This is a genomic window from Shewanella mangrovi (assembly GCF_000753795.1).
Classification (GTDB): domain Bacteria; phylum Pseudomonadota; class Gammaproteobacteria; order Enterobacterales; family Shewanellaceae; genus Shewanella; species Shewanella mangrovi.
Map to the genome: position 1 here is coordinate 139,717 of NZ_JPEO01000001.1, position 22,844 is coordinate 162,560.

A 22,844-nucleotide genomic window follows, 5' to 3' on the forward strand; every position below is an offset into this window, starting at 1 on the left:
TTGAAAGGATTGAAAAAGCCACTGGAATCCAGTGGCTTTTTTGTTGGGAAAATTTGGGATTTATCTTCTGAATGTTTGCTTTGTGTCGTCAAAAAGCAAGCAAGTAATAGCGGGTTCGAGCCCCAGCTATTAGCTCAAGCAGGCATTTGTTCTAATTGTTCTTATCTTGGTTTGTTGCTTCATCAATTTTCTGCTGAGTGTTCTCTGCCGACTTTTGAACCAATGAATCAAGATTACTCTTAAGTTGTTTAAGATCTTGCGCATTTTGCGGGACGGATGCTTCGCTGCCGGACGGATTCTGCTGGTCGGTTATTGGACTAATAGTTTTTATTTGATCCAAGGATAACCAAGCAATTATCACCAATACAATTAGCAACAAAATTATTCTCATGATAAGTCCTTGGTAACGTTTTATATGCTAACGGAACTAAAAGTCGCCCACTGAAGTAATCGCGTCAAGTACAGCAGTTGATAAGTAATCTATCAGAGTCACACGGACTGATCGACCTGGAAAAATGAAACAGATTTATGGAGTGCGAACAAGCGTTGGAAAGGGAAAAGGCATTGCTGCGTGATACATCAATGCCTTGGTGGTTGTTATTCGCGAGCGCCGATCGGCACCATGATGTGAACGTATGGCGTACCTTTCCACATCACATAAGGGCCGCCGCTACTGGGATCGGTCGGTAACGAATCAAGTAATGCGGCATCTGGCGTAATAATCATCAGATGCGGGCCTTCTTTAATCCACTCATTATCGGGCGTTGGGCCCTGGGCAAAGGGATCGATATTACTCGCGCCTTCATCGCCGGCGAGCATATAGGAGATCCCTATCGTTTTGGCTTGGAACGGCTTTTTGTTCATCCAAGCATCGGCCCATTCCATCCATGGACCATCGAGACACATTGGGGCTGTGCCAACTAATTGTGCCGGGGTAGGGAAGCAGGTGTAATTGCTGGTGCCCTGTTGCAGCACATTTTTGTCCCAGTCGAGTACTGTGACTTTATCTCTTAATGTAGGCGGGGCCGCGCTAAGCGCGTCGGCGAGCAGTTTTTCAGCGTTATCCGCGGCATAGGCATTAAACATACAGCCCATTGATAACAGAATTAAGATATGAGTGCGGGGTTTCATGAGCATGTCCTCATACTTGTTTGTTACATATAGTTAACAAACATCGTTACCAAGTATAGGTGACATGGCTAAAGTGCTAGCGATTTTTTGAGAATAATTCTCGTTAGATCGTCCCATAAAAAAGGGGCTAATCTGATTAGCCCCTCTGTATTCGTTATTCGCGGTAGAAATGCACATCCCGTTGCGGGAATGGAATGGTGATGTTTTCTTCGTCGAAGCGCATTTTTACGGCGCGGGTGATATCCCAGTATACATCCCAGTAATCGTCCGGTTGTACCCAAGGGCGAACCACGAAGTCTACCGACGATTCGTTCAGTAGATGCAGTTTGACCCTTGGCTCTGGCTCGTCCAGCACTTTCGGATGATTGCTAACAATCTCTTGTAGTACCCGTTCGGCCTTTTCGATGTCGTCGCTGTAACCAATACCAAAGGTCATATCAACGCGGCGATGTTGCTCGGCGGTAATATTGTTGATGGTGTCGCCCCAAATCTTATTGTTAGGTACGATTAATCTTTGGTTATCAAGAGTTTTAATGGTGGTGGACACCAGACTCATATGACTTACGCGGCCGGTGACGCCAGCGGCGTTGATTAGGTCGCCGACATCATACGGGCGGTAGATCAGAATCATCATGCCAGAGGCAAAGTTCGACAGAGTATCCTGCAAGGCAAAGCCGATAATCACACCAGCGATACCGAAACCAGCCAGCAAAGGCCCCAGCTCAAAGCCCAGTTGCGACAGCGCGATCAGCAGGCCGATGGTCATCACTACCTTGCCAGACAGCCCGGTAAAGAAGTCCTGCAGCAGCATGCTGAAATTGAGCTTAGAGTTACTGACGGCTTTACGCACCAGTCGCTCTGCTAACTTAGACAGCAGGTGGGCGCAGAACAGGATCAGCATAAAGATAAACAGCTTAAAGGCGATACTTGGGCCGTTGTCGATGACGCCAGATTCGGCAATGTTCAACCAGTTTTGCAGCAGTTGCGACACAAAGCTGACGTTAAATACGTCTTGGGTAATATCACCTGATACTGAAAACAGACTCTGTTTCAGGGCAATGGTGTCACCGCCAAGAGCATCTAGCATGGTGATGTCGGTGCCAAGGGCATTGCTGTTGTTACTCAGACGTTCTTTGAGAACAGCCAACTGCGCCCGTTGTTCACTGCTGGCATCTTTGCCTGCACCGTTAATATTGTCCACCAGTTCAGCAATCTGCTGCTGGTTATAAGCCACCAAACTTTGTAGTTCACTGGCTTGCTGCTGAATCTGCTGTTGCAAGGTTTTGCGCTGGGTTTCGGTATTGGCGTTTAGCTTATCTTCCCAGTTCAGCAGTTCTAATTGCCCACGAAAGAACTCTGCTTTTTCGACGCTACGGCGCGACAGTTGCAACATCAACGCAGGGTCATTATCGCCACCAAGTTGGCCGGCAGTATGGGCGACTTCTTTATCGAGATAATGCACAAACTCTTGCAAGCGCAGATGTTGCTGCTTTATCAGTGGCAATAGTTGTTCGGCTGGCAGCGTGTTGGCATCCACCTGTTCCTTCAGCTTATTACGCAGCGCTTGTGCCTGCGCCTTGATGCGGTATTCAGTGACCGCTTTCAGTTCGCCTTTGCTGATTTGGATTTGGGCAATGCTCTGCATCATCGCCCGTTGCAGTTGGGCTAATTCGGCGCTGGTTTGATTTGTGGCCGTCGGCTCTGCGGCAGTCGGTTCGGCGGCAAATAGCGTACCCGTGAAACTTAGCGCAAACGCCAATAGAAGTGATTTGTACATGGGAGTTCCGTTCTCGGTTGCTGGCCAATATTGCATAAGGCCTTGGGCAATCTGCCACGATTGCGGTTCGATTGACCACTGCAAACCGTTAAATGTGGCGGTTGCCGATAATGTAGCGCAACCACCGCACGATAAACACCTTTAGTTACAGCCCGCTATGATATTGGCCTTGGGTGGTGGGCGAGATGGCATGGCTGAGTTGCTCCATCACCGCTTGGCGCTGTTGGCGATTCAGCAAGGCGGCAAACTGTTCTATCAACGCAGCTTTGGTCAGCGTGCAACGAGTGGCGGTGTCCACATCGCTTAAGTCGATAAAAAGTTCAGTGAACATATCCGCATGTTCTTCTAATAACGCCAGATTCAAATAATGCTCGGCGCTATAAATGGCATTGTGTTGTCCGGCTAATTTGGCGATGCGGTACTGCTCTCCATTTTCATTGAACAATTCGGTCGTTTTGCTGCAGCGTGGCAGGCAACCCTTATTAATTTTCTGTTTGCGACAGCCCAAGGTTTGTTGGAACAAACACTGGCGGCTGGTGAGCAGCGCCAGCGGTTGGTACAGCATGTAGGCCAAACGGAAGTTGGCTGGGCGCTTAATATGTTTCAGTTGAAACCCAGCAATTTCATTGGAGATAAAAGCGCCGCTGGCGGCAAACTCCTGCTGCAAGCAGGCGAGGGCATAGGAGTTGCTGGTATTAAGCTGCGGCCCCGCCAGCCAGTGTAGCTGTAATTGCTGCGCGGCGTAGCCCACGCCACTGTTGTTGGTGACCAATAACTCAGGGCGCAATGTTTCCAGCAGCTTGATGGCGGCATCATAGTTGTCATCAATCAACACCGCAGGAAACCACGGCCGTAGCTGCGGGTATTGCTGCAACAGGCTGAGTGTGGCGTCGAAATCTCGTGCCAGCGATGCGGGCACTTGCCAGTAAAAATGCACATTAGCCAACGCGGGATTTTGCAGCAGCGCCAGATCGTCTTTACTGGACAGCAGCACCGACAAACTCGGCGCAGTATCGCACGGATGAGTCGTTAGTTTGGGCAGATGCACATCGGCAATTTTTCGTGGGCTTGGCTGGTTTATTGGCTCGGCTAATAGCTGACTGACCGCAGCATCGACCTTGGCCATAATCGCGGTATTTTCATCATAGACACGCACTTTGATGCGCTGTTTTTCTGCTTCATCGTTCACCGCGGCCAAGTTAGCGAAGTGCTCGGCGGCGTGATTGCGCGGATTATCGATAAACATGCCGCGCTGAATATCCGCATTTAAATAGCCAGTAGAAAAATCGCGATTAAACACTGTGTACAGCGGTGTGGTATCGGTCAGTAACTCGCCCGTTTGCTCATAGCTATCAAGCTGTTTGCGCCACTGCTGCACCACAGTATAGACATAATGCGGTTTCTTAATCCGGCCTTCCACCTTGAGCGAATAAACCCCAGCATCCACCAATTTGGGCAGCTCCAAATAGGCGCAGTTATCTTTCATGTTCAGTGGATGTTTTACCCCCACTGCGGTGGTTTGGTAGGTGTCGCGACATGGCTGACTGCAACGGCCACGGTTGCCCGACGCGCCATTGCGCAGCGAACTCATATAACACAGGCCAGAGAAACCGATGCAGTAGGAGCCGTGGACAAACACTTCCATTTTGACATCATGCAGCCAGCCAAACTGCGCCAAGGGCTTAATCTCGTCGATACTCAGCTCGCGTGAAAGATTGACTCGGCTGCAACCGAGTTGTTTCAGGAGCAAGATCTGGCCGCGGTTGTGGCTATTTAGCTGTGTGGACGCATGCAAGTCCAGCATGGGGTAATACTGTTTCAGCAGGTAGGCGAGGCCGAGGTCTTGAATGATTACCCCGTCGATCTCTATCCGCATCAGTTGGTTGAGCAGCTTTACCACCGCATTGAGCTCGCTTTCCAGCAGCATGATATTGAGGGTGACAAAGATTTTGCAGTGGTGCTGATGCGCCAGCGGCAACACGGCTTTGAGCTGTTCCAAGGTAAGATTTTCAGCGCGATTTCGGGCATTAAAACGGCCCAAACCGCAATAAATGGCATCGGCGCCAGCGGCAATGGCGGCATGAATGGAGGCAAGATCGCCACCGGGTGCTAACAACTCAAACTGACTGGTCACAAGAAAAACCACGACTACTTAAACGACCGCTAATTTTAGCGCGTGTTGCATGAAAGGAAGGCGATCCACCACACGTTCGTACCAAGCACTGAGCCGCCAAAACGATAACTGCTCAGTTATTGGTCATCTTTAAAGCTGTTGCCAGCGGGCAAGAGTCGCATCTTGTGAGTAAAGCACTTACCATTTGCGGCAGAGTGAATTGGATGAAAACGCTGAATGGCTAAACCGAATAAGAAAGGCCCCACGCAAACCGTTGATATCTACTGCGCTAAGTGCAAAGCGCCGCTGTATAAATACCGCAAGGGCGGCAAAGGCGCGTTAGTGAAGTGCTTTATTGAGCGGATTGTCGAAGACCACACCAACACGCCCTGTACCTGCCCGCAGTGTGGCCAAGTGTTTGCCCGAGAAACCTTAATTCGCGGCACGCCAGCTTATAAAATGGTCGGCGGTAAAGTCGTCATGAAATAGCCATGCTGCAAGCGTGTTGCTAAACCTTGTGATCGTAACGTCGAGTCACCCGCTTGTTGACTCGTTAGATAACGCGCCAATAACGCCTTGTTAGCTTCGCGCCCAAACCCAAACAAATGTTCCGATAATCCAAATACCAATAGCAGAATAAAAAATCGCGAGGGCTGAGTTGATAACGAGCAGCGTATTCCAGATGAATCCATTAAATTTATGGGCTTCTCTCGCTTTTTTGCGCCGCAGCATCCACGAACTTGGCACGACTATCATGGCTGAAATAAACGCCAGTGCAATTACCCAGATAATCCCAATACCAATAGTGACTGAGCCCTGTTCGTCTGGTGAACTGACTCTATCTGCGAAAGAGATGTAATAGCCAATCCACAATAGTGTGAATAGTAATCCCATAATGTGATTGGCTTTCATTTCGCTGGTTCTCCTAACCGCTAGCCTACTGTGAACAGGCAAAATACGCAGAAAATAAATTAATACCACTCTAGTGCAAGCTGTAATTATCCATACGCTTTCTTTCAAACGCTTGAACAGCGTAATCGGTGGTTAATGCAAAACATGCTGTAAACTGCGCAGCGGGGAGGGCGTCGCAGCAAGCGTTTTTGCTGGCGATTTACACCAGCGCAGCAAATGGTTTATCGCTGATGTAACTTGTTAGGCTTAACATCAATACCCACTGGCAACAACCTTCAATACCATAGCCCCCAAAGCCTTATCTTCAGCGAGCTCAACTACGATGTCACTGCCACGTTCATCTGTACCATGTGAAAAATAAAGTGAGACGTTCTTTAACTGGATGCCAGAAGCAAATTGTGTTTCCGGTGATAGGCAAGAAACAACTCTCATCGCGTTTTTGCCAGCAAACTCAACAGAGGCAGATTCCATTAAGGCCTTGCATGCAAGTGAGGCAGGTTCGTAGCCTTCGTATTCACAGCGTTTTGCTGATAGAACTGGTTCCGAATTACCTTTAAAGTTGCTTCCCCAAGCCGTAAGGAACGTGATTTCATGTGTTTCATCAGGTTTTATTGATTCAACAAAAGCATTGATCGGTTTGCAAAACGGATCATTATTGTCCGTGGCCATAGCAGGACATATGAAAACAGCTAACAGAATAAGGAATGATGCGCGAGATATATCCATGCTGAGCCTAACGCCCACATAAGGGGCAGCAAAACGTAGCGGCGATTGGTTTAAACTTGGGCGAAGCGCCAAAACTAATTCGCCGCGTAGTTTTGATGCCTCAGCGCCCGCTTTTCAGGGCGCGACTTGATGCGTTTGTTAGGCTTGCGTGCTATCTATGAAAGCATCTTTTGCTTCTTTAGAAAACTCTTCAATGGAAAGATTTTCTACGCTACTAGCCATAATGGATACAAGTGGGTCTAAGCGGTTATATGCAGTTCGTATACGCTTTCGTAACCCTCTAATTTCAATAACCAACTTCTCACGTTCGACAGCATCAACAAACCTTTCGATGTTATCAATAAGCACCCTGTGAACGAGCTTATTTCTAGCCAATAAAGCGTCCGCTAATAGTTCTTCCACATCTGTTGCTACAGGAGTTTCCTTTTTAAGAAGACCAATAAGTTGTCCCGCTGTTTTCTTCTCATCGTCCTCAAGGATTGCTGTTGTTTTAGCCTCAGAAAGATTTCCAATTCCCGCTTTTGTAAACAAGTGCAAAAGGTACGCTATCTGATATTCAAATGACTGACTATCTAAAAGCCCCGCTCCGGTCTCGAACAGAATTGGATTTAAGTGTTTCTTTTTTTGGTCTTCAAAATCATCCATAACTGAAACCCTAATGAGCCTAACAGTATATTAGACGACATGATGTCGTAATTTCACACGGCATAATGTCGTTTTTTAACAATTATTATTGCTTAATCTATGCTCATATCTTATTGAACACAATAGATAATTATCCACTTTCGAGGTGGTTAACTGTATGAAAAACGACATTTCAACGGCACCGCTGCATAAAAAGCGACATTGTGTTCACGCTGGCTATTTTGACGCTGAAACAGCGCCGCAGATGCAGGCTTACCGCTGTCATTGATGCGGTGCATAAGCACACAACAAAAAGCCGTCAAACGAGGGCTTAGGATGAACTTTGTTGTGCGGCGTTGTTGGTCGGTTAGCGCGGGCTGACTTTTGGACATTGCAGCTCTGCATGTGAGTTTTCATACGCCTTTCTAATCTCTTCTGGCATATCTTGCGGCTGAATATGCTTTATGCGCGCTTCAGTGTTTTCTGCCACCGCCTGGGTGTAATACCAGGCTTTAAATTTGAGTAAGTCTTGCACACGGTTGAGTTCGGCTATCTCGGCCTGCACTACGGCCAATTTATCCAGAAACATATTTTGGCGGTCAACCAGCGTGCCATCTCCCTCGTGGCACCAGTCGATAAAGGTGCGAATGTCTTTCAAAGACATACCCGCTTTTTTCAGGTATTCGATAACGCGAATGCTTTCAAGATCGTTTTGGCAAAACGAACGCACGCCGGACTCGCTGCGTTTAAGATTTGGAAACAAGCCTTGCTGGTCGTAGTACCGTAGTGTCGGCACTGTCAGCTGAAACATGTTTGACACTTCACCAATGGAATACATGACCGAATTTCCCCAATGCAAATTTACGCTTGACCTAAAGTCGACTTTAGGGGGTAGATTATTACGCAGCTTCTTAAGAAAGAACAAGCTACCAAGACATTTTAGAAACGGAGAAACCAGAACGTGGATAATCAAACGTTAGCATTGACCCAAGAGTGGGATAAGACGTTCCCACTGAGCGAGAACGTGAAACACCGCAAAATCACTTTTCACAACCGCTATGGTATTACGCTTGCTGCTGACTTGTACGAACCCAAAGAAGCATCTGGCAAATTAGCCGCTATCGCAGTCTCTGGCCCATTTGGTGCGGTAAAAGAGCAATCATCGGGTTTGTATGCGCAAACCATGGCGGAAAAAGGCTTTTTGACCATCGCGTTTGACCCTTCTTACACCGGTGAAAGCGGCGGCTTGCCACGATATGTAGCATCGCCAGACATTAACACCGAAGACTTTTCTGCCGCAGTCGATTTTCTTTCCACCTTAGATAATGTTGATGCGGATAAAATCGGTATCATCGGTATCTGCGGTTGGGGCGGCATGGCGCTGAATGCTGCCGCAATGGACCCACGCATTAAAGCGACAGTGACATCAACTATGTACGATATGTCGCGCGTTACAGCCAACGGCTATTTTGATTCAATGAGCGCCGATGATCGCTATGAAATGCGCAAAAAGCTGAATGCCCAGCGCACAGAAGATTATAAAAATGGCACCTATGCCTTGGCGGGTGGTGTGCCGGATGAGCTGCCAGACGATGTGCCATTCTTCGTCAAAGATTACTTTGACTACTACAAAACAGACCGTGGCTATCATCAACGTTCGTTAAACTCCAACAAAGGTTGGAATGTGACTTCGCCACTGTCGTTTGCCAACATGCCACTGCTGCAGTACAGCGATGAAATCCGCAACGCAGTGCTGATGATCCATGGTGAAAAAGCGCACTCTTGTTACTTCAGTAAAGATGCCTTTACCAAACTGACCGGTGACAACAAAGAGCTGCTGATCATTCCAGATGCGGTACATACCGACCTGTATGACGATAAGAACATTATTCCATTTGCCAAACTGGAAGCGTTCTTCACTGAGTATCTGAAATAACGCTTTGCCTCAGCCAGTGATGCAAAGCACCTAAGCAAAAGCCCTCATACGAGGGCTTTTTGTTTCGCGCTTTATGCGCGATGTTAGTTGGTGGTGTTTGGTCGTTTAACGTATTCCTATTAACCATATTGTTGCTTGCACGTTGATCGTGCTAAATCGCTTGCAGCGGGCTTTGATTTTATGGCTGGCGCCATAGCAAGCTACGCTTACCAAGATATCGCTGCGCGATTGCAAACTACGTTTGCGAAAGTCGTGGAACTACTCGTTCCACACCAGAGGATAAGGGGGCTAGACGGCTTCGCCCCCTTATCAATCCCCCTGCCGCCCCACGGCGCGAAACGCTGCGGCGCTTCTGGTTTGTCATCTGCGCAAATCGCAGCCAACTCGCGTTCCATCGCTCGGCGCTGCTTCGAGGCATCCATGCCTCGATTGCTTGATGCCTGCCCAACGCACCTACGCCGCGTCGAAGGGGAAATCGGCGTTGCCTGTTAGTTTTTGGCAATTATTTTTGACAATTGCGGCGATTTGTTAGCCCTTTTTTGTCATCAACAATGTAGAAAATTGCCTTATCCCAGTATTTTTCCATTAAATTTGAATGGATACTTTTATTTACTTTGTTTTTCTCAATTAGCAGAGACTTGACCGTCTCAATAGTTGCAATTCCTGCACTAATTTGAGTTTGACAAAATTTAACTATGAAAACAGGTGGTAAGCGTCCTCCGATCCTGAATGTTATATATCCGTTTTCTTCCATCTCCATTCTTGAGGAAAATTTTATATTATCAGGGGTCCCATCAATATCTTTAATAAACCCTCTTAGTCTTTCAAAAAGTTGAACGCCCAATACAAAATTTGTTTCACTAGATATAAATTCTGTAATATTGTTAACCTGTTCGCAATAATCATTGGTTGAACTTGGTATTACTGGATATCGCGTTTCTCGAATAATATAACTACCTAGAATTTCTAACAGGTGACGCTCTTTATTCGATAGCGGGAAATGCAAGTCTAATGCAATATTTACCAGATTGTGACTGTAAGATTTAACTTTTTTCTCAAGTAATTTTTTAGGCGCATTTATTAGTAATGACACAATGCCTGATTTCAAAAGTAATTCGATTGCATATCCTAAAATGAGTACACTAGATTTATTGGCAGACTCTCTAACATTTATTATTTCGAAAGCTTCTTTTGAAGTTAATTTTTGCCCATTAATCTTTTTTTTATTTTTTAAGGTGTCAAATTCCAATTGTTTTTTAAGCGCGCATTCTCTTAATAGCTTGGCACTTATAAGCTTCCCATCAGCCTCTTTAACCCAGTCATACTTATTGAATATGCCTTTTTCACCACTAGATTTTAACGGAGTTTCCATCAAACTATTTTTGTTCAAACTTATATACCCACTTACCCAAGGCACAATATGAGAGGGCTAACGCCGCCAGAATGGGCGGCCAACACAAAAGCAACGGAGTGTTGGACGTCCCTCTTTATGGCCTTGTAATGCTTATTTAGAACTAGAAGTAATACTTTGCATATTTAGTAGGAAATTCAGTCCTTGTTGCCGAACTGCACTAGCAGTTTGCGCCTTTAGTAACAGGTCTTCTATATCTTTACCGCCTTTATCTAGGGCGCCATATATAATTTCTGGACTAGGAGATATGAAAGCTTTTGCCACCAAAGGAACCCAGCTGATAGTACGACCAAATACTTTTCTCCATAACTTTCCATTCTCTAGGGATATTTTTCTAGATAGCGATGTTAATTCAGGTTCAACTTTTGTCTTCACGAGATATTTTGCGGCATAATGGAAATCTTCGATTTCAGAAGTACCGATGCCAACAATATTTAATTCTTTCAAGTTGATAATTTCATTCATTAAATTACTAACCAAAGATTGCATTGCCATACGAAAAGGAAGAAGTTCTTGAGATAACTTTTCTCTAATTTCCAATATTTCTTCAGGGTGTATTGAATTGGCACAAGGTAATGCCAAGTTCATACATTCATCAGCTATCATCCACGAGAGTTGTTCCGTAAAATTTCGTTTATCTATTTGTAGATAGCCACTCAATTCAATATCGCTAACAGGAAGCATTTTATGTTCATCTATCGCAGATTTTTGCATTGCATAATGAAATGCGTCAATTTGCCCTAAACCTGACTTTTCAAACACTTCGGAGAAAGTATCGGTGTATTTACTTTTGTCATGTCTAAAAAAAGAATCAATATATTTTTTGCCAATATCAAGTATTTGAGGTGAATCCATCTTGATGATTTCCTCAAATAGAAGGTTGTTCTTAGCGGTAAATGAATTCATCCTTTCTATTTTAGGGGGTAAAATATTATCCAGAGAATCTTTTAATTGGGGGACGAAATTATCAGATAGATCTTCTTGTGATATTTTTTCCATATTAGAGTCTATAACATTAGAAACATACAACTCATAAAAAGGTGGAAAAATATGTATCTCATCAAAATAGATACACATATTAGTAAGCGACTTTCCATTCTGGATGGCTACATCTGACATGTATAGCGCTTTAAATTTATCACCTATCGACATTAATACTCCGTATCACTTTAGAATAAGCATAACAGTTTATTAGTGCGCATGCGGGTTTACCTCGTTAGACCAGTGAAAACGCGCACAGTTAACTATTTGTATGTAATGAACTTATCAGCATTTTGCTAAATTCACCATCTGGAAAAACGCGCATGCGCGTTTTTCAAACCTATTATCTAATTCATATAAGTTATAGGTTTTTGATTGTAAAAGAGTTTATTTATTCTGAAATGTGAAAACGCGCACAAAGTTGGGGCGGAAATCGTCATGATTTGAATATGACTGTCCGTCCAGCTTTTAGGGATTACGAGTAATTGCCAAATTTGAATAATTTAGATGAAAGGAACTGAGCTAGAACGTCTGCTTTTGGCTGCTTTACGGACGATGTGTTAACTATCTTCTGAGCATTCCTAATCTAAAACTAACACCAAAACTTGCAGGTGTACGCCGAGAATTCCCAGCACATGCGGACTTGTGGCCGTCGCCAGCATGGATGCTGGCGTCGAGCGTATAGGGACATATTCACAGCGTGCCACAAGGATGCGTGTGCATAAGCCCGCGGCAGGCGATTTAGCACATCAAGTGATACAAGCAAGATTTTGCTAAACAGATGAAAGTGCCAATTTTCAAGCAGCTTAAATTCCCCTTCGGCGCAGCGTTTTGCGCCGTGGGGCGGCAGGGGGATTGATAAGGGGCGAAGCCGTCTAGCCCCCTTATCCTCTGGTGTGGAACGAGTATCACCGCTCACGCACATCCATGTGCTTCGCGATATTAATACTTCCTGTATGTCTTCCACGACTTTCGCAACCGTAGGTTGCAATCACGAAGTGATAAATCTTGCCAGCGGAAGCTAACCGCCAAGACGGTCGCCATCATCTGCGTGGAAAGCGCAACAAAAAGCCCTCAACCGAGGGCTTTTGCTTTACTCAAAAGTGCGATGCGCAATCGCACCACTCACCTTACCGCAAAGGCGTCGCGTGAGCTGCTGCTCGGAAGATAGTATTCATCAACATCACATTCAAACTATCCAGATAACCACGGGCAGTTGGGTCTTGGGTGTAACCAATCACCATACCTTTACCAGTTGGTTGGTAGATCAAAAACGGTTTGTAGGCCAGTTGCTGACGGTTTTGTTGCCACATGTAACCGCTGGCGAGCAGGTGTTTCTCGTCGCTAAACCAAGCCACGTTTTTACCGGAGGCTAGTTTGATAGGAGTGAACATATCGTTGCCGACCACCAATGACACCACTTCTGGTTTTACGCCAGCGGTGAGCCAATGCTCTTGGTCAACTTCCACATTGGCTAACACGCCTGAGACATGATCCGGCAACTCTTTCGGGTTTTCGATACGGCTGATCAGTTCATCGTGCGATTTGATCAAAGTTCCCGCAACGCGGTTGTCGTCGCTCTTGTCATCTGGCTTATCGCTTGGCGCGTCTTTATTTTCGGCGCGGTAGGCGAGTTCTTGCTGCACATCAATCAAGCCTGCTTTTGCTGTTGAAGCAAAACGAGTGGCGTCATCAAGCGTGATTAACACGCCGCCTTGTTTAACCCAGTTTTTCAGGTTGGCGGCACCACTTTCACCTAAGGCTTGGCTGTAATCGCCAGATGGCAAAATCAGCACTTGGTAATCGCTCAAATCGCTGTGCGCCAGTTGCGCGCTGCGAATGGCGGTGACTGGCCAGTTGAACTCTTGCTCAATCACAAAGCGAGTATTACCGGCGTTGAGTGAGCTGGTTGGCGCATCCCATGCCATGGCGATTTTCGGTGCGGTCATGGTGACGGTGTTTTCACTGCCAAAGTTTGGCCCTTTGATGACCCAGCTGGAATCTACGCCGGTCACTTGCGCGCCGGTGTCGTTAGCGATTTGCTGCACTTTGGCGGCTAAGTCGGCGTCATTGGCTTTGACTTCAACAATTAGCGAGCCAGCGGGGTAGTTGTGGTTATCGCCAGTGGTAAAGGCTTTGTCGGCACTTTTTACGCGAATGCCTTGGCGCAATGCAGCGGTGAGGAAACGGCCGCTGGCCATATCACCCCACGGCACTAAGTAGGCCACTTTGGCGTTCGGGTTTACTACTTTGCCTTGCAGCGGCGCATCGGCGCTAACGCTGTGGCTAGCAACGTCGATGGCATCGTCGCAGCTGTAGCTATCAACGTTGTACATCAACGGCAGTGACCACGCGGTGACGTCGTAGATCTCGTCGTGCAACTTACGGGCGCGGCGGCGTTCTTGCTCGGTCAAAAACGGTTTATCCATATCCACTTGCTGCGTGAATAGCGTTTTGACAAAGCGGCCGCGTGGCTGGGCGGTATCAATCACATAAGCGCCTGCGCTGTAATCTTTGCCACAAGCGCTAAAGGCTTTGTCAGCTTGGCGTACTTCGACACCGTGTTTAGCCATTAAGGTCGCCAGTTTGTGGCTGCCGGCTAAGTCATCGCTGGCGGGCAGAATAAAGCTGCGCTCGTCATCGTCTTTACCCGCTTTGATGGCATCAACTTGATATTGATAGAAATCGGTCAGCAGTTTTTCACGATTATCCGCTGCGGTTTCGGCGGTGGCGAGTGAGGCAACAAAATGCTTCTGCACGGTGTCGATAAAGGTGAGGATATCGCCGTTGGTTTTTTTGAAATGATCGCCGCGCGCTGAGGCCACTTCATAGGTGGCGGCCGAGGCACCGTAAAAGGTCGGCCAGCTATCGCCGTAACCTGGATAAAAGCCGTCAAATACTTCGCGGGTGTAGTAATCAAAACCAAACTCATCAAAGTATTTGGCGTTGTTTTTGCCCACCAAGGTGTTGTTGGCGATCTGCGTTTTGCTCATGTGTGGATTGAATGGATCGGCCGCCGGTACAAAGAAGTAACTGGCGTCGCCTTGCATCTCGTGCAAGTCGACCACAATGTTCGGTTTGTACTTGAGCAGCGCTTTAATGCGGCCAGCGGTTTCGGGTTGGGTGATGGTGAGCCAATCACGGTTCATATCAAACAGATAGTGGTTGCTGCGACCGCGTGGCCACGGCTCGTTATGCTCAACGCTCAAACGATCGCTGCTCGGTTGCATCCCCACGGTCTGATAGTAAAAGTTGATAAAACGCATGCGGCCATCAGGGTTTTGCAGTGGGTCGATAAACACCACGGTATTGGCAAAAATTTTATCGACCATCGCGTCGTTTTGGCTGGCGAGCAGGTGGTAGGCGGTCATCATTGCCGCATCGGTACTGCTGATCTCATTGCCGTGCACACTGTGCTCTAACCACACTGACGAGGGCAGTTGCTTAATCAGCTTTTTGGCTTGCTGTTTATCGGTCTTACGTGGATCGGCCAGCTGTTGCATATCGGCGCTGAATTGATCTAGATGCGCCAGCGTGTCCGGCTTGGCGATCGCAGCATAGATCAGTTGGCGGCCTTCCCAGGTGGTGCCGTAATCAAACAGTTTGATGCGATCCGGCGCGGCTTTGGCGAGTGCTTCAAAGTAGCGCAGCATGTCGCTGTGGGTGGTGATGCGTTCACCTAAGTTGTAACCCAATACTTGTTTGATAGTGGGAATGTTGGCGGCGTACTGCGCCCCCGGCCACAGCGGTGCGGTGCTGTCAGCTGAAACCGTGGCTTGCAGCGGCGCGGCGGTGACAGAGCTGCCAGTTAATGCAAGGATGGCGATAATTGATGAGGTTAACAGTGAGGTTTTCATCCGCTTTTCTTTTAATTATGGGCTTATTTTGTAGCGATAATGCTAACGATTGGCGCGCCGACAAACAAAGTAAGAATTGTCACTGAGTATTACCAATGTTGTGGCTAACTCGGCATTCTTACTGGCTTTGAGCCAAACTCGGCAGGGGCGGTTGTGCATGTTACAATTCGCGCCCTGCACTGATTTGAGTACGCCAATAATTAACCACGAGAGAGTCCACGAGTGTCGAAACTGAAGCCCGATGTCACCATTTTACAGTCCGGTATTTTTAGCAAATGGGATGAACACAGTGACGAATTGCCTAAGTTCCTCAAAGCGACAGTGCATATTCCCGCTGAAATCGACATTGAATTTGGTTTCGTGGCGCAGATCCGTAAGGCTAAGAACCAACTGATGCGTTACTGTATTTATCATCCCGACATCACCGATGAAGACGGGGAAGTGATGGCACCGTTTGATGGTGAAGTATATGTGGAGTCAAACGATTGGAAATTCTTTCTTGGTGACACCATTTGGGCGCCGTTGAGCAATAAAGTCGGTCGTTGGCGCATGACCTTGGAGATCCGCGGCAAGGTCGTCGCTGAGCAAAGTTTTAAGGTGCATCATACTGACGAAGAACAGCAGATCTCCGCATTCTGGAAACGGCGCGGTTTTTAAACGTCTGATAATAAAAAAGCCCCGCGTAGATGGGGCTTTTTTATTGGTTCAACTTAACGGCTTAGTCGCCTTGCTCCTCGTGGAACACTGGAAAGCCATTAGCATCCCAATACAGCGCGCGAGCGCGGGCATGACGGTTCGGGTCGGTCAGCGGATTACCGCGCAGCTTTTGATAGTCACGGCTGTGGTAAATCATCAAATCGGTTTTGCCATCTTCCGCTAGGGTAAAGCTGTTATGGCCTGGGCCGTAACGACCAACGGCCGCATTGGTGGTAAACACTGGCGTTGGGTTCTTGTGCCAGCTGTTGCTGTCGAGCAGATCGCTACCGGCATCGGCCCATAGTAGGCCCATGGCGTAACGTTCATCGGTGGCGCTGGCAGAATACGTTACAAACACGCGGCCATTGCGTTCAATTACTGCCGGGCCTTCATTCACTTTATAGCCTTGTACTTCCCAATCGAGTTCTGGCTCGCTCAGTTTCACCACTGGGCCAGTGATGCTGGTGGGCGAGTCCATTTCAGCAATCCACAATGCTGAGTTATAGCTGCGGGCTTTATCTTGCTGCGCCCACAATAGGTAGCGTTTGCCGTTATGGACAAAGGTGGTGGCATCCAGTGAGAAACTGTCCCACGGGGTTTTGATGCGGCCTTCCTCTTTCCACTTGCCTTGCGTCGGGTCTTTACTCGGGTTTGACAGCACATACATACGAATGTTGCCCGGTTTGTTGGCAATGCCTGCGGCCACATAGATGTACCACACGCCATCAATGCGGTGCAGCTCCGGCGCCCAAATGGTGTCGCTCATTGGGCCGCTGTCGTTTTTATGCCACACCACTTTTGGCTCGACAATTTTCAGATCGTTCAGTTGGCAGGCTTGGCGGATTTCCAGCTGATCAAACTTAGGTGAGGTGCCAATAAAGTCGTAGCAGCCGGTGTCTGGGTCTCGATAAATAAATGGGTCGGCACGTTGAGTGACAATGGGGTTATCAATGTTCAGGCTATCGTTGGCCTGTGCATTATGGCCAAACAGCACTAATGCAGGGAGCAGTTTTACTGCCAATGAGCAGGTTTTCCGAAGTGTCGACATTGGGTTCCTCGTTTTTTACTGCGAAGTGGAGATATGAACACGCCGCAATAACGACGTGGAAAGTTAATTTTAATATTGTAATATTAATAAGGAAGTCATTTCAGCTTGAATTATGTGCGGCAGCGCAGAAAACCTTGAGTCGTTATTGATAGTTATGCATAAAAAAGCGCTCATGAGAGAGCGCTTTGAATTCCAACATATTGTAGATAGGTGACGGGAAACTCGATTTCAACAAGGGACGGAAAATCGAGCCACAATCAGATGTTGTTAATGACCTAGACTGAACTTGTAGTTAATACGGATACGAGTTTCTTTTGAACCCTCGTTCATATTGCTCCAGTCGACATCCTGGTAAGACAGACTCAGTGATAAGCCATCTAATGCACTGTTGAATTGGTCAGTAAAGTCATATTTCACAAAGTAGTCGACTTCGTTGTTGGCACCGGGATAGACCGTTAAATCCAGTGGGCGATTATATTTCGCCCACCACACCATGGCACTCAGACCTTTCAAACCAATACGGCCGAAGTCATAACCTGTTTTCACCCCACGAGCCACTTCACCTGCCGCAAACGAGGTTTGATACGCTTGCATGATGATACGACCAAAGCCCCAAGGGCCTAAAAAGTCCGTGTCTCCGGTTTTGGTCCATTCGAACTCGGTGTAGAAACCTTTGTATTTCACCCCAGACTCTAAACCGTATTGATAGGTATCGATTGGTTCGTCAGCTAACTTTTTACCGGTCGCGATTTGACGAGCCCAAGAGGGCATAACGAACACTTCCACATCACCAAATTGCTTGCTTACTTTTGCGCGAAGGTAGTGCATGTTGATGATATCTTCCATGTGATAGGTCCATGCTTCCACTTTACTTTGGAAGCCAAGAGCATCGGTAGGGAGGTTGTATCTTGCGCCCAGTACAATCATAGGCTTGTTGTGTGCATCTTCATCACTTGAAAGCACCAGCGACATATTGCTGTAGTCGCTGTCGTGCCAACCGGAGTAGTCTTTAATATAGTAAGCATGCAGTTCTAAGTCTTTGACACTGCGGTTAATCATGGTGAAACCGCGGTAGGTTTTTGGCAAAATTTCGCAGTAGTCATGCCACATCAACGGCGTATAGATTTCTTGAGCGCCGTACGTAAACGTAGTGCCATTCCAGTCTTTACGGATATGGTATTCCAGCATTTTGTTATAACCATCATGGTGATTACCGACACCATTGTCCTGTAGCAGGTTATAACCAGCATCATTTTTACTGTTGAATACTGGGTTAGCAGAAGCAAAGGTCAAGCCTGTGCTCCAACCATCATAAGTTGCTGAGCGTAGATAAGCTGTGCCGCCAAATGCGGTGTCACTGCCAGTTGTTTTACCACCAGTTTCTAGTCGATATGAGTAGAGTTTCAGTTCACCATCTACGGTACCTTTTGAGAACATCTCTGACAGTGAGTTTGCTTCTGTAGCATAAACACTGTGGATGCACCCGGCGAGCATTGTCATCCCAAATAACAAGCTGATTTTTTTATTCATCATAGCCTCCGAGCGATTTATTTTTCGCCTCGAGATGCCACCTGACATTAATTCAGGTGGCTCGTTTATATTTATTTTGGCAACACTAACCCCATTCAATATTTCTTATTGAATTGAATTAATATTTAATCTAGAAATTTATTTTATATTTATAGATGCTTTGGTTACGGAATTTTCCAACCGAATGTATGGCACTTATAACATACAGAGTCTTGCTCTTTTGATTCACTGTGGCCTTTGTGACAATTATCGCACGAGAGTTTTCCTAAGTGGTTGTCATGTGGATTGGCATCATCTAGATATAATCCTGGACCGCCTTCATAAATAGATTGTTTATAGGTTTTTTTCGCTAAGCCTTCCCAGCCTCCATGACATTTTAAACAACGGTCTGCTTCAATTTGTGGATTATCAGCACTGCCATGACAAGAGGTACATTTTAATCCTTTTGCCATATGTTTTTGTGCCAGAAACTGATCGCTTGGTGCTGCCGCGACATTATAAGCAGCGACCATCGCAAACAGGGATAGTAAAACTCCTGTTATTAATTTTTTCATTTTCATCTACCTAGAATTCTTAAATTGAAATTAAACGGTTAGTTCGTCTTATTTCTGGCTTTTGATCCAGTCAGCGGCATAGATACCTGCCATGCGACCTGAGGTCGTTGCAAAGCCTGCAGTTAATCCCTCAACCAACATATAGCTATCTGAATACAGACCACCTGCAACGTTACCTACGGCATACAGACCAGGAATTGGTTTGTTATGTTTATCAATTGCTTCTAGTTTTTCGTTAACTTTGATCCCACCAATAGTAGTCAGGTTATATGCGGTAACGTTAACTGCGTAGAAAGGACCTTTCTTCACTGGATACAGCAGATACTTCTTGTCTTTGAAGTACTGATTATCAACCCCTGTTTTGACATAGCCGTTGTAATCACTAACTTGCTGCTCGAACTTCTTATCATCAAAACCAACGGCAGCCGCCAAATCTTTCAACGTTTTGCCTTTATAAACGCTGTGCTCTTTGACACCTTGTTCCAGTAGCTCTTGCAGTTGTGGTAATGGACCTGCTTGTTTGCTGGCTTTTTTGTTCAGATATGGACGGATCATGGCGAACGCATCATGCATACCTGTTTCGTGTGTTTTGAAGTGATCGATAGTGGCTTGGTCGTAGATAACCCAACCCGTGCCGCCGAAGGGCACTAACGCGTTAGCAACCAATGCGTTATCGTAAACCACTTCTTCATTCGCGTAGCGTTGACCAACAGGGTCGACCCACAGCGTTGGCATACGGATTAATGGTTCTAGATCTGAGAAAATAACGGATTCGCGGTTATCTGGAGTGCAGATACCTGTACCATGATATTCAGTGATATTTTCACCTTTTTTCGCCGCACCATATTTCCAAGACATCTTGATGCCTGAACCATCGTTATACAGCCACCCCATGGGGTGACCAACAATGCCATATTCATCTAGCATTTTTTGGTTACCTAGGAAGCCACCAGTAGCGATGATTACCGCTTTGCCATGCAGGGTGACTTTTGTGCCATCGGCACGTTCAGCAATGACACCACCCAATGTACCGTCTTCGTTCTTAATCAGATCACGACCGGTGGTATTGACCATCACCGTGCCGCCTTCTTGCTGGAATTTTTCCGCAAGCGCAGCGATAGACTTATTGGAGTTCCACATGTGGTAGATAATAGGTTCATTACCTACGTGGGCAAATTGTTGGTTTTCTGGTGGCAGGTGAAGGTCTGCCCCGTTTTTATTCAACCAATCGATGGTGCTAGCTGAGTTGTTCACTTCTAGCAGCGCCAATTTTGAGTTGAAGAACTGGTGAGTGTAGCCTTCCATCATTTTGTAGATGAATTGAGGCGTTACGTCCATACCTCGTTCTTTCTGCATGCTGGTATTAACACCTGTCATACCACGAGAAAATTGAGAAGCACCGACCGCTCTACCGCGTTCAAGAACCAATACCTTGGCACCGCTTTGTTCTGCTGCCAATGCAGCAGGCATCCCTGATGCACCAGCCCCAACGACGATAATGTCGTAGTTTTGATCTTCTGGTGCGGTAGCTGCAAAGCTCAGTGCCGGAAAGAGAGCAAAGCCGATTGCAAGCACCAGCTTATTCATAGATTTTGCGCGTTGCATAACATCTCCATCACGTTATTTTCAGGTTAATCCGTATTATTTCGGTTCCCTTATTAAAGGCTGCGTCATTCAATTTTAAGTACTGCTGAGTAACGTTCCTTACGGCGCTAAATATCTTGTTGAGCCCTTATTTAGTCAAACAGGCAACTGTCAAGTAACTACGTTTCGTATGAAAATTGAGCTATGCATGTAATATGCTGAAAAATATATAAAATAATGAATTCACATCTGCAGTATGTAAATTAATGTTATGAATCTAAATAAATGTAAGGTGTGATGTTTATTGAAATATCTGTGAAAGAGTGATGTGTATCTTGATATCCTGATTTTGTAGTTAAGTTAGCTTTATTTTACTATGTTCATCAAGGAACATCGTAAAAAGAAGAGTTAAGTCATCTTTGTATATTCGTTATATACATATTAATGTATGCACTTAATTTGTTTTTTGATAACATTTTTACGGAATTCTTGCTTAACCTCTCAAATTTAATTAATTTTAAAACAAATAGATAGTTAAAAAGTCAAGTAAATATTTGTCATATTTACGCAAATATATGTATGCAATGTTCAAGTGTTGTATAGTGATGGGTATATCAAAAATCTAAAATAGTCTCTAAATATTGCGGGCTGGTAATCTTTGTTTCGTTTGTTGTTACATTAAAATGAGATCTAGCGCGTAGTTGTGAATAGAACTAATTATCTAATGACTGTTTTATGTATAATCAAACAGGTTGGAAGTGTTTTTAATTTATTCAATAATTACTGGAGTAATGCATGGAACGTGCATTTATAGAAAAAGTAAGATTTAAAGATGTGGCCTGTTTTGAATATATTGATATAAAGTTAAATAAAGAATTTAATTTTATTTCAGGAAAAAATGCGTCTGGAAAATCATTTGTATTATCTTTTATCTATAATTGTTTCTCTCATGAAAATTTTGATCTTATTAAATTTAATCCCACTTCAGAAGCGTGGGTTGATTTAAATTATGAAGGTCGAAATTTAAGAGTGGGTGTTGGCAGTGCCATGTTTAATTTAAACGGTCAACAAAAAGGGGGATTTAAACGATTATGTGCTCCAGCAAAGTCAGAAGATCGACATTCGCTATCGATTTATGATGCTTGTGCAACGCTTTCGGATTTTTGCCCTCTGTTTATTTCTGCATTTAGAGATCTCGACTTTCGCCAAAATACACGGGTTAAACATACGCTCGCGAGCAGTAGCCAATTTAACAAAGGGAAATTCGGTTGGGGCAGTGGTAGTCCTATAGAAAAATGCAAAGGGATTAAAGAATGGTTCGCCTCTCGTGCAACCATGCCACGCACTCAACGCGATTCAAATGAATACTATAACTGGCAACAAGTGGTGAAATCGCTGCGCCATGTGGTACCTGAAGATGCCGAGCTTGAGTTTGTGCGTATGGAAGATAAAGAACCCATTTTCAGCTGCTATGGCCGCAATGTGAAAGTTGAACAGCTATCATTGGGATTTGGTGCAGCATTGCTGATTGTTGTTAGTGTGGTGCTGTGGATTGAAAGCACTGCATTGGTGAAGTGTCAGCGTCTGGATGTTGCTAGTGGTATCGTACTGATCGATGAATTTGAAATGCATCTGCATCCAGAATCGCAACTAGCATTACGTGATGGCTTAAGTAGGTTGTTTCCTAATTTACAGTTTATTGTATCTACGTATTCAACCACCCTGCTTCAGAACGCCCCCGCTGAGCAAGTAATTAATATCACACCCCAGTTTGATAAGTAATTGACGTTGCTTTGGGATCATGGTCATGAAATTTTACATATTGTTTGTTAATTAGACACTGGCTCACTGACTACCCGTCTATTTCATTTGACTCTTCTGTTTGAGCACCTCCTCTCGCGGATAAATATCATCAAAACATGATACAGGTCACATTTCATCTGTTTGTTAAAAATTGTGCAAAT

Annotated in this window: 19 protein-coding genes; 4 read left to right on the top strand and 15 right to left on the bottom strand. The window is 45.7% G+C overall.

Annotation, left to right across the window (positions count from 1 at the left end; translation table 11 throughout):
• Positions 1-151 precede the first annotated feature (151 nt).
• The 4 genes from HR45_RS00570 to HR45_RS00585 form a co-directional block, all read right to left on the bottom strand.
• Positions 152-391, bottom strand: coding sequence for a hypothetical protein (locus tag HR45_RS00570; protein ID WP_037438671.1), 240 nt, complete (start codon positions 389-391; stop codon positions 152-154).
• A 206-nt stretch (positions 392-597) separates the two neighbouring features.
• Positions 598-1,131 (bottom strand): hypothetical protein, encoded by a 534-nt coding sequence (locus HR45_RS00575; RefSeq protein WP_037438673.1) that lies wholly within the window; start codon positions 1,129-1,131, stop codon positions 598-600.
• A gap of 154 nt (positions 1,132-1,285) precedes the next feature.
• The gene (locus tag HR45_RS00580) at positions 1,286-2,908 is read right to left on the bottom strand and encodes a mechanosensitive ion channel domain-containing protein (protein ID WP_037438674.1); all 1,623 of its coding nucleotides are present in this window, start codon (positions 2,906-2,908) and stop codon (positions 1,286-1,288) included.
• Positions 2,909-3,053: 145 nt separating this feature from the next.
• On the bottom strand, positions 3,054-5,042 hold the full coding sequence (locus tag HR45_RS00585) for a peptidase U32 family protein (RefSeq protein WP_037439356.1): 1,989 nt from the start codon (positions 5,040-5,042) through the stop codon (positions 3,054-3,056).
• A gap of 216 nt (positions 5,043-5,258) precedes the next feature.
• On the opposite strand from HR45_RS00585, the gene HR45_RS00590 reads away from it, so the two are divergent.
• Positions 5,259-5,510 carry a hypothetical protein gene (locus tag HR45_RS00590; protein ID WP_037438676.1) on the top strand — a complete coding sequence of 84 codons (252 nt, stop codon included), beginning with the start codon at positions 5,259-5,261 and terminating at the stop codon, positions 5,508-5,510.
• A gap of 90 nt (positions 5,511-5,600) precedes the next feature.
• Here HR45_RS00590 and HR45_RS00595 read toward each other — a convergent pair whose 3' ends face one another.
• The 4 genes from HR45_RS00595 to HR45_RS00615 form a co-directional block, all read right to left on the bottom strand.
• Positions 5,601-5,933 carry a hypothetical protein gene (locus HR45_RS00595; RefSeq protein WP_037438678.1) on the bottom strand — a complete coding sequence of 111 codons (333 nt, stop codon included), beginning with the start codon at positions 5,931-5,933 and terminating at the stop codon, positions 5,601-5,603.
• Positions 5,934-6,185: 252 nt separating this feature from the next.
• Positions 6,186-6,731, bottom strand: coding sequence for a hypothetical protein (locus HR45_RS00600; protein WP_156103977.1), 546 nt, complete (start codon positions 6,729-6,731; stop codon positions 6,186-6,188).
• 66 nt (positions 6,732-6,797) lie between these two features.
• Positions 6,798-7,304 (bottom strand): hypothetical protein, encoded by a 507-nt coding sequence (locus tag HR45_RS00605; protein WP_037438680.1) that lies wholly within the window; start codon positions 7,302-7,304, stop codon positions 6,798-6,800.
• Positions 7,305-7,650: 346 nt separating this feature from the next.
• Complete coding sequence (locus HR45_RS00615; protein ID WP_037438684.1) at positions 7,651-8,121, bottom strand: MerR family transcriptional regulator; 471 nt, start codon at positions 8,119-8,121, stop codon at positions 7,651-7,653.
• Between the two features lie 123 nt (positions 8,122-8,244).
• On the opposite strand from HR45_RS00615, the gene HR45_RS00620 reads away from it, so the two are divergent.
• On the top strand, positions 8,245-9,219 hold the full coding sequence (locus tag HR45_RS00620) for an alpha/beta hydrolase (RefSeq protein ID WP_052074395.1): 975 nt from the start codon (positions 8,245-8,247) through the stop codon (positions 9,217-9,219).
• Between the two features lie 502 nt (positions 9,220-9,721).
• On the opposite strand, the gene HR45_RS00630 is transcribed toward HR45_RS00620, so the two are convergent.
• The 3 genes from HR45_RS00630 to HR45_RS00640 all read right to left on the bottom strand — a co-directional run bounded on the left by HR45_RS00630 (position 9,722) and on the right by HR45_RS00640 (position 15,468).
• Entirely contained in the window at positions 9,722-10,609 is an 888-nt protein-coding gene (locus HR45_RS00630) for a hypothetical protein (RefSeq protein ID WP_156103978.1), read from the bottom strand.
• A 114-nt stretch (positions 10,610-10,723) separates the two neighbouring features.
• Complete coding sequence (locus HR45_RS00635; RefSeq protein WP_037438690.1) at positions 10,724-11,782, bottom strand: hypothetical protein; 1,059 nt, start codon at positions 11,780-11,782, stop codon at positions 10,724-10,726.
• A 959-nt stretch (positions 11,783-12,741) separates the two neighbouring features.
• On the bottom strand, positions 12,742-15,468 hold the full coding sequence (locus HR45_RS00640) for a M14 family metallopeptidase (RefSeq protein ID WP_037438691.1): 2,727 nt from the start codon (positions 15,466-15,468) through the stop codon (positions 12,742-12,744).
• Positions 15,469-15,690: 222 nt separating this feature from the next.
• Here HR45_RS00640 and HR45_RS00645 point away from each other — a divergent pair, with 222 nt between their 5' ends.
• The gene (locus tag HR45_RS00645; RefSeq protein ID WP_037438693.1) at positions 15,691-16,125 is read left to right on the top strand and encodes a DUF3859 domain-containing protein; all 435 of its coding nucleotides are present in this window, start codon (positions 15,691-15,693) and stop codon (positions 16,123-16,125) included.
• Between the two features lie 61 nt (positions 16,126-16,186).
• Here the strand turns inward: HR45_RS00645 and HR45_RS00650 are convergent, their stop codons facing one another.
• From HR45_RS00650 to HR45_RS00665, 4 genes are all read right to left on the bottom strand, one after another.
• Entirely contained in the window at positions 16,187-17,212 is a 1,026-nt protein-coding gene (locus HR45_RS00650) for a glycoside hydrolase family 43 protein (RefSeq protein WP_037438695.1), read from the bottom strand.
• Between the two features lie 267 nt (positions 17,213-17,479).
• Positions 17,480-18,742, bottom strand: coding sequence for an OprD family outer membrane porin (locus HR45_RS00655; protein ID WP_037438697.1), 1,263 nt, complete (start codon positions 18,740-18,742; stop codon positions 17,480-17,482).
• A gap of 164 nt (positions 18,743-18,906) precedes the next feature.
• A complete protein-coding gene (locus HR45_RS00660) occupies positions 18,907-19,296 on the bottom strand; it encodes a cytochrome c3 family protein (protein WP_162180635.1) in 390 nt (129 codons plus the stop codon).
• Positions 19,297-19,344: 48 nt separating this feature from the next.
• Entirely contained in the window at positions 19,345-20,901 is a 1,557-nt protein-coding gene (locus HR45_RS00665; RefSeq protein ID WP_037438699.1) for an FAD-dependent oxidoreductase, read from the bottom strand.
• Positions 20,902-21,675: 774 nt separating this feature from the next.
• On the opposite strand from HR45_RS00665, the gene HR45_RS18950 reads away from it, so the two are divergent.
• A complete protein-coding gene (locus HR45_RS18950) occupies positions 21,676-22,662 on the top strand; it encodes an AAA family ATPase (protein WP_052074397.1) in 987 nt (328 codons plus the stop codon).
• Positions 22,663-22,844 lie beyond the last annotated feature (182 nt).

Coding starts and splice junctions, on each gene's coding strand:
- HR45_RS00605 (WP_037438680.1), bottom strand. CDS start 7,304: ATGGATGATTTTGAAGACCAAAAAAAGAAACACTTAAATCCAATTCTG.
- HR45_RS00650 (WP_037438695.1), bottom strand. CDS start 17,212: ATGTCGACACTTCGGAAAACCTGCTCATTGGCAGTAAAACTGCTCCCT.
- HR45_RS00640 (WP_037438691.1), bottom strand. CDS start 15,468: ATGAAAACCTCACTGTTAACCTCATCAATTATCGCCATCCTTGCATTA.
- HR45_RS00635 (WP_037438690.1), bottom strand. CDS start 11,782: ATGTCGATAGGTGATAAATTTAAAGCGCTATACATGTCAGATGTAGCC.
- HR45_RS00615 (WP_037438684.1), bottom strand. CDS start 8,121: ATGTATTCCATTGGTGAAGTGTCAAACATGTTTCAGCTGACAGTGCCG.
- HR45_RS00590 (WP_037438676.1), top strand. CDS start 5,259: ATGGCTAAACCGAATAAGAAAGGCCCCACGCAAACCGTTGATATCTAC.
- HR45_RS00660 (WP_162180635.1), bottom strand. CDS start 19,296: ATGAAAAAATTAATAACAGGAGTTTTACTATCCCTGTTTGCGATGGTC.
- HR45_RS00570 (WP_037438671.1), bottom strand. CDS start 391: ATGAGAATAATTTTGTTGCTAATTGTATTGGTGATAATTGCTTGGTTA.
- HR45_RS00665 (WP_037438699.1), bottom strand. CDS start 20,901: ATGCAACGCGCAAAATCTATGAATAAGCTGGTGCTTGCAATCGGCTTT.
- HR45_RS18950 (WP_052074397.1), top strand. CDS start 21,676: ATGGAACGTGCATTTATAGAAAAAGTAAGATTTAAAGATGTGGCCTGT.
- HR45_RS00595 (WP_037438678.1), bottom strand. CDS start 5,933: ATGAAAGCCAATCACATTATGGGATTACTATTCACACTATTGTGGATT.
- HR45_RS00575 (WP_037438673.1), bottom strand. CDS start 1,131: ATGAAACCCCGCACTCATATCTTAATTCTGTTATCAATGGGCTGTATG.
- HR45_RS00655 (WP_037438697.1), bottom strand. CDS start 18,742: ATGAATAAAAAAATCAGCTTGTTATTTGGGATGACAATGCTCGCCGGG.
- HR45_RS00580 (WP_037438674.1), bottom strand. CDS start 2,908: ATGTACAAATCACTTCTATTGGCGTTTGCGCTAAGTTTCACGGGTACG.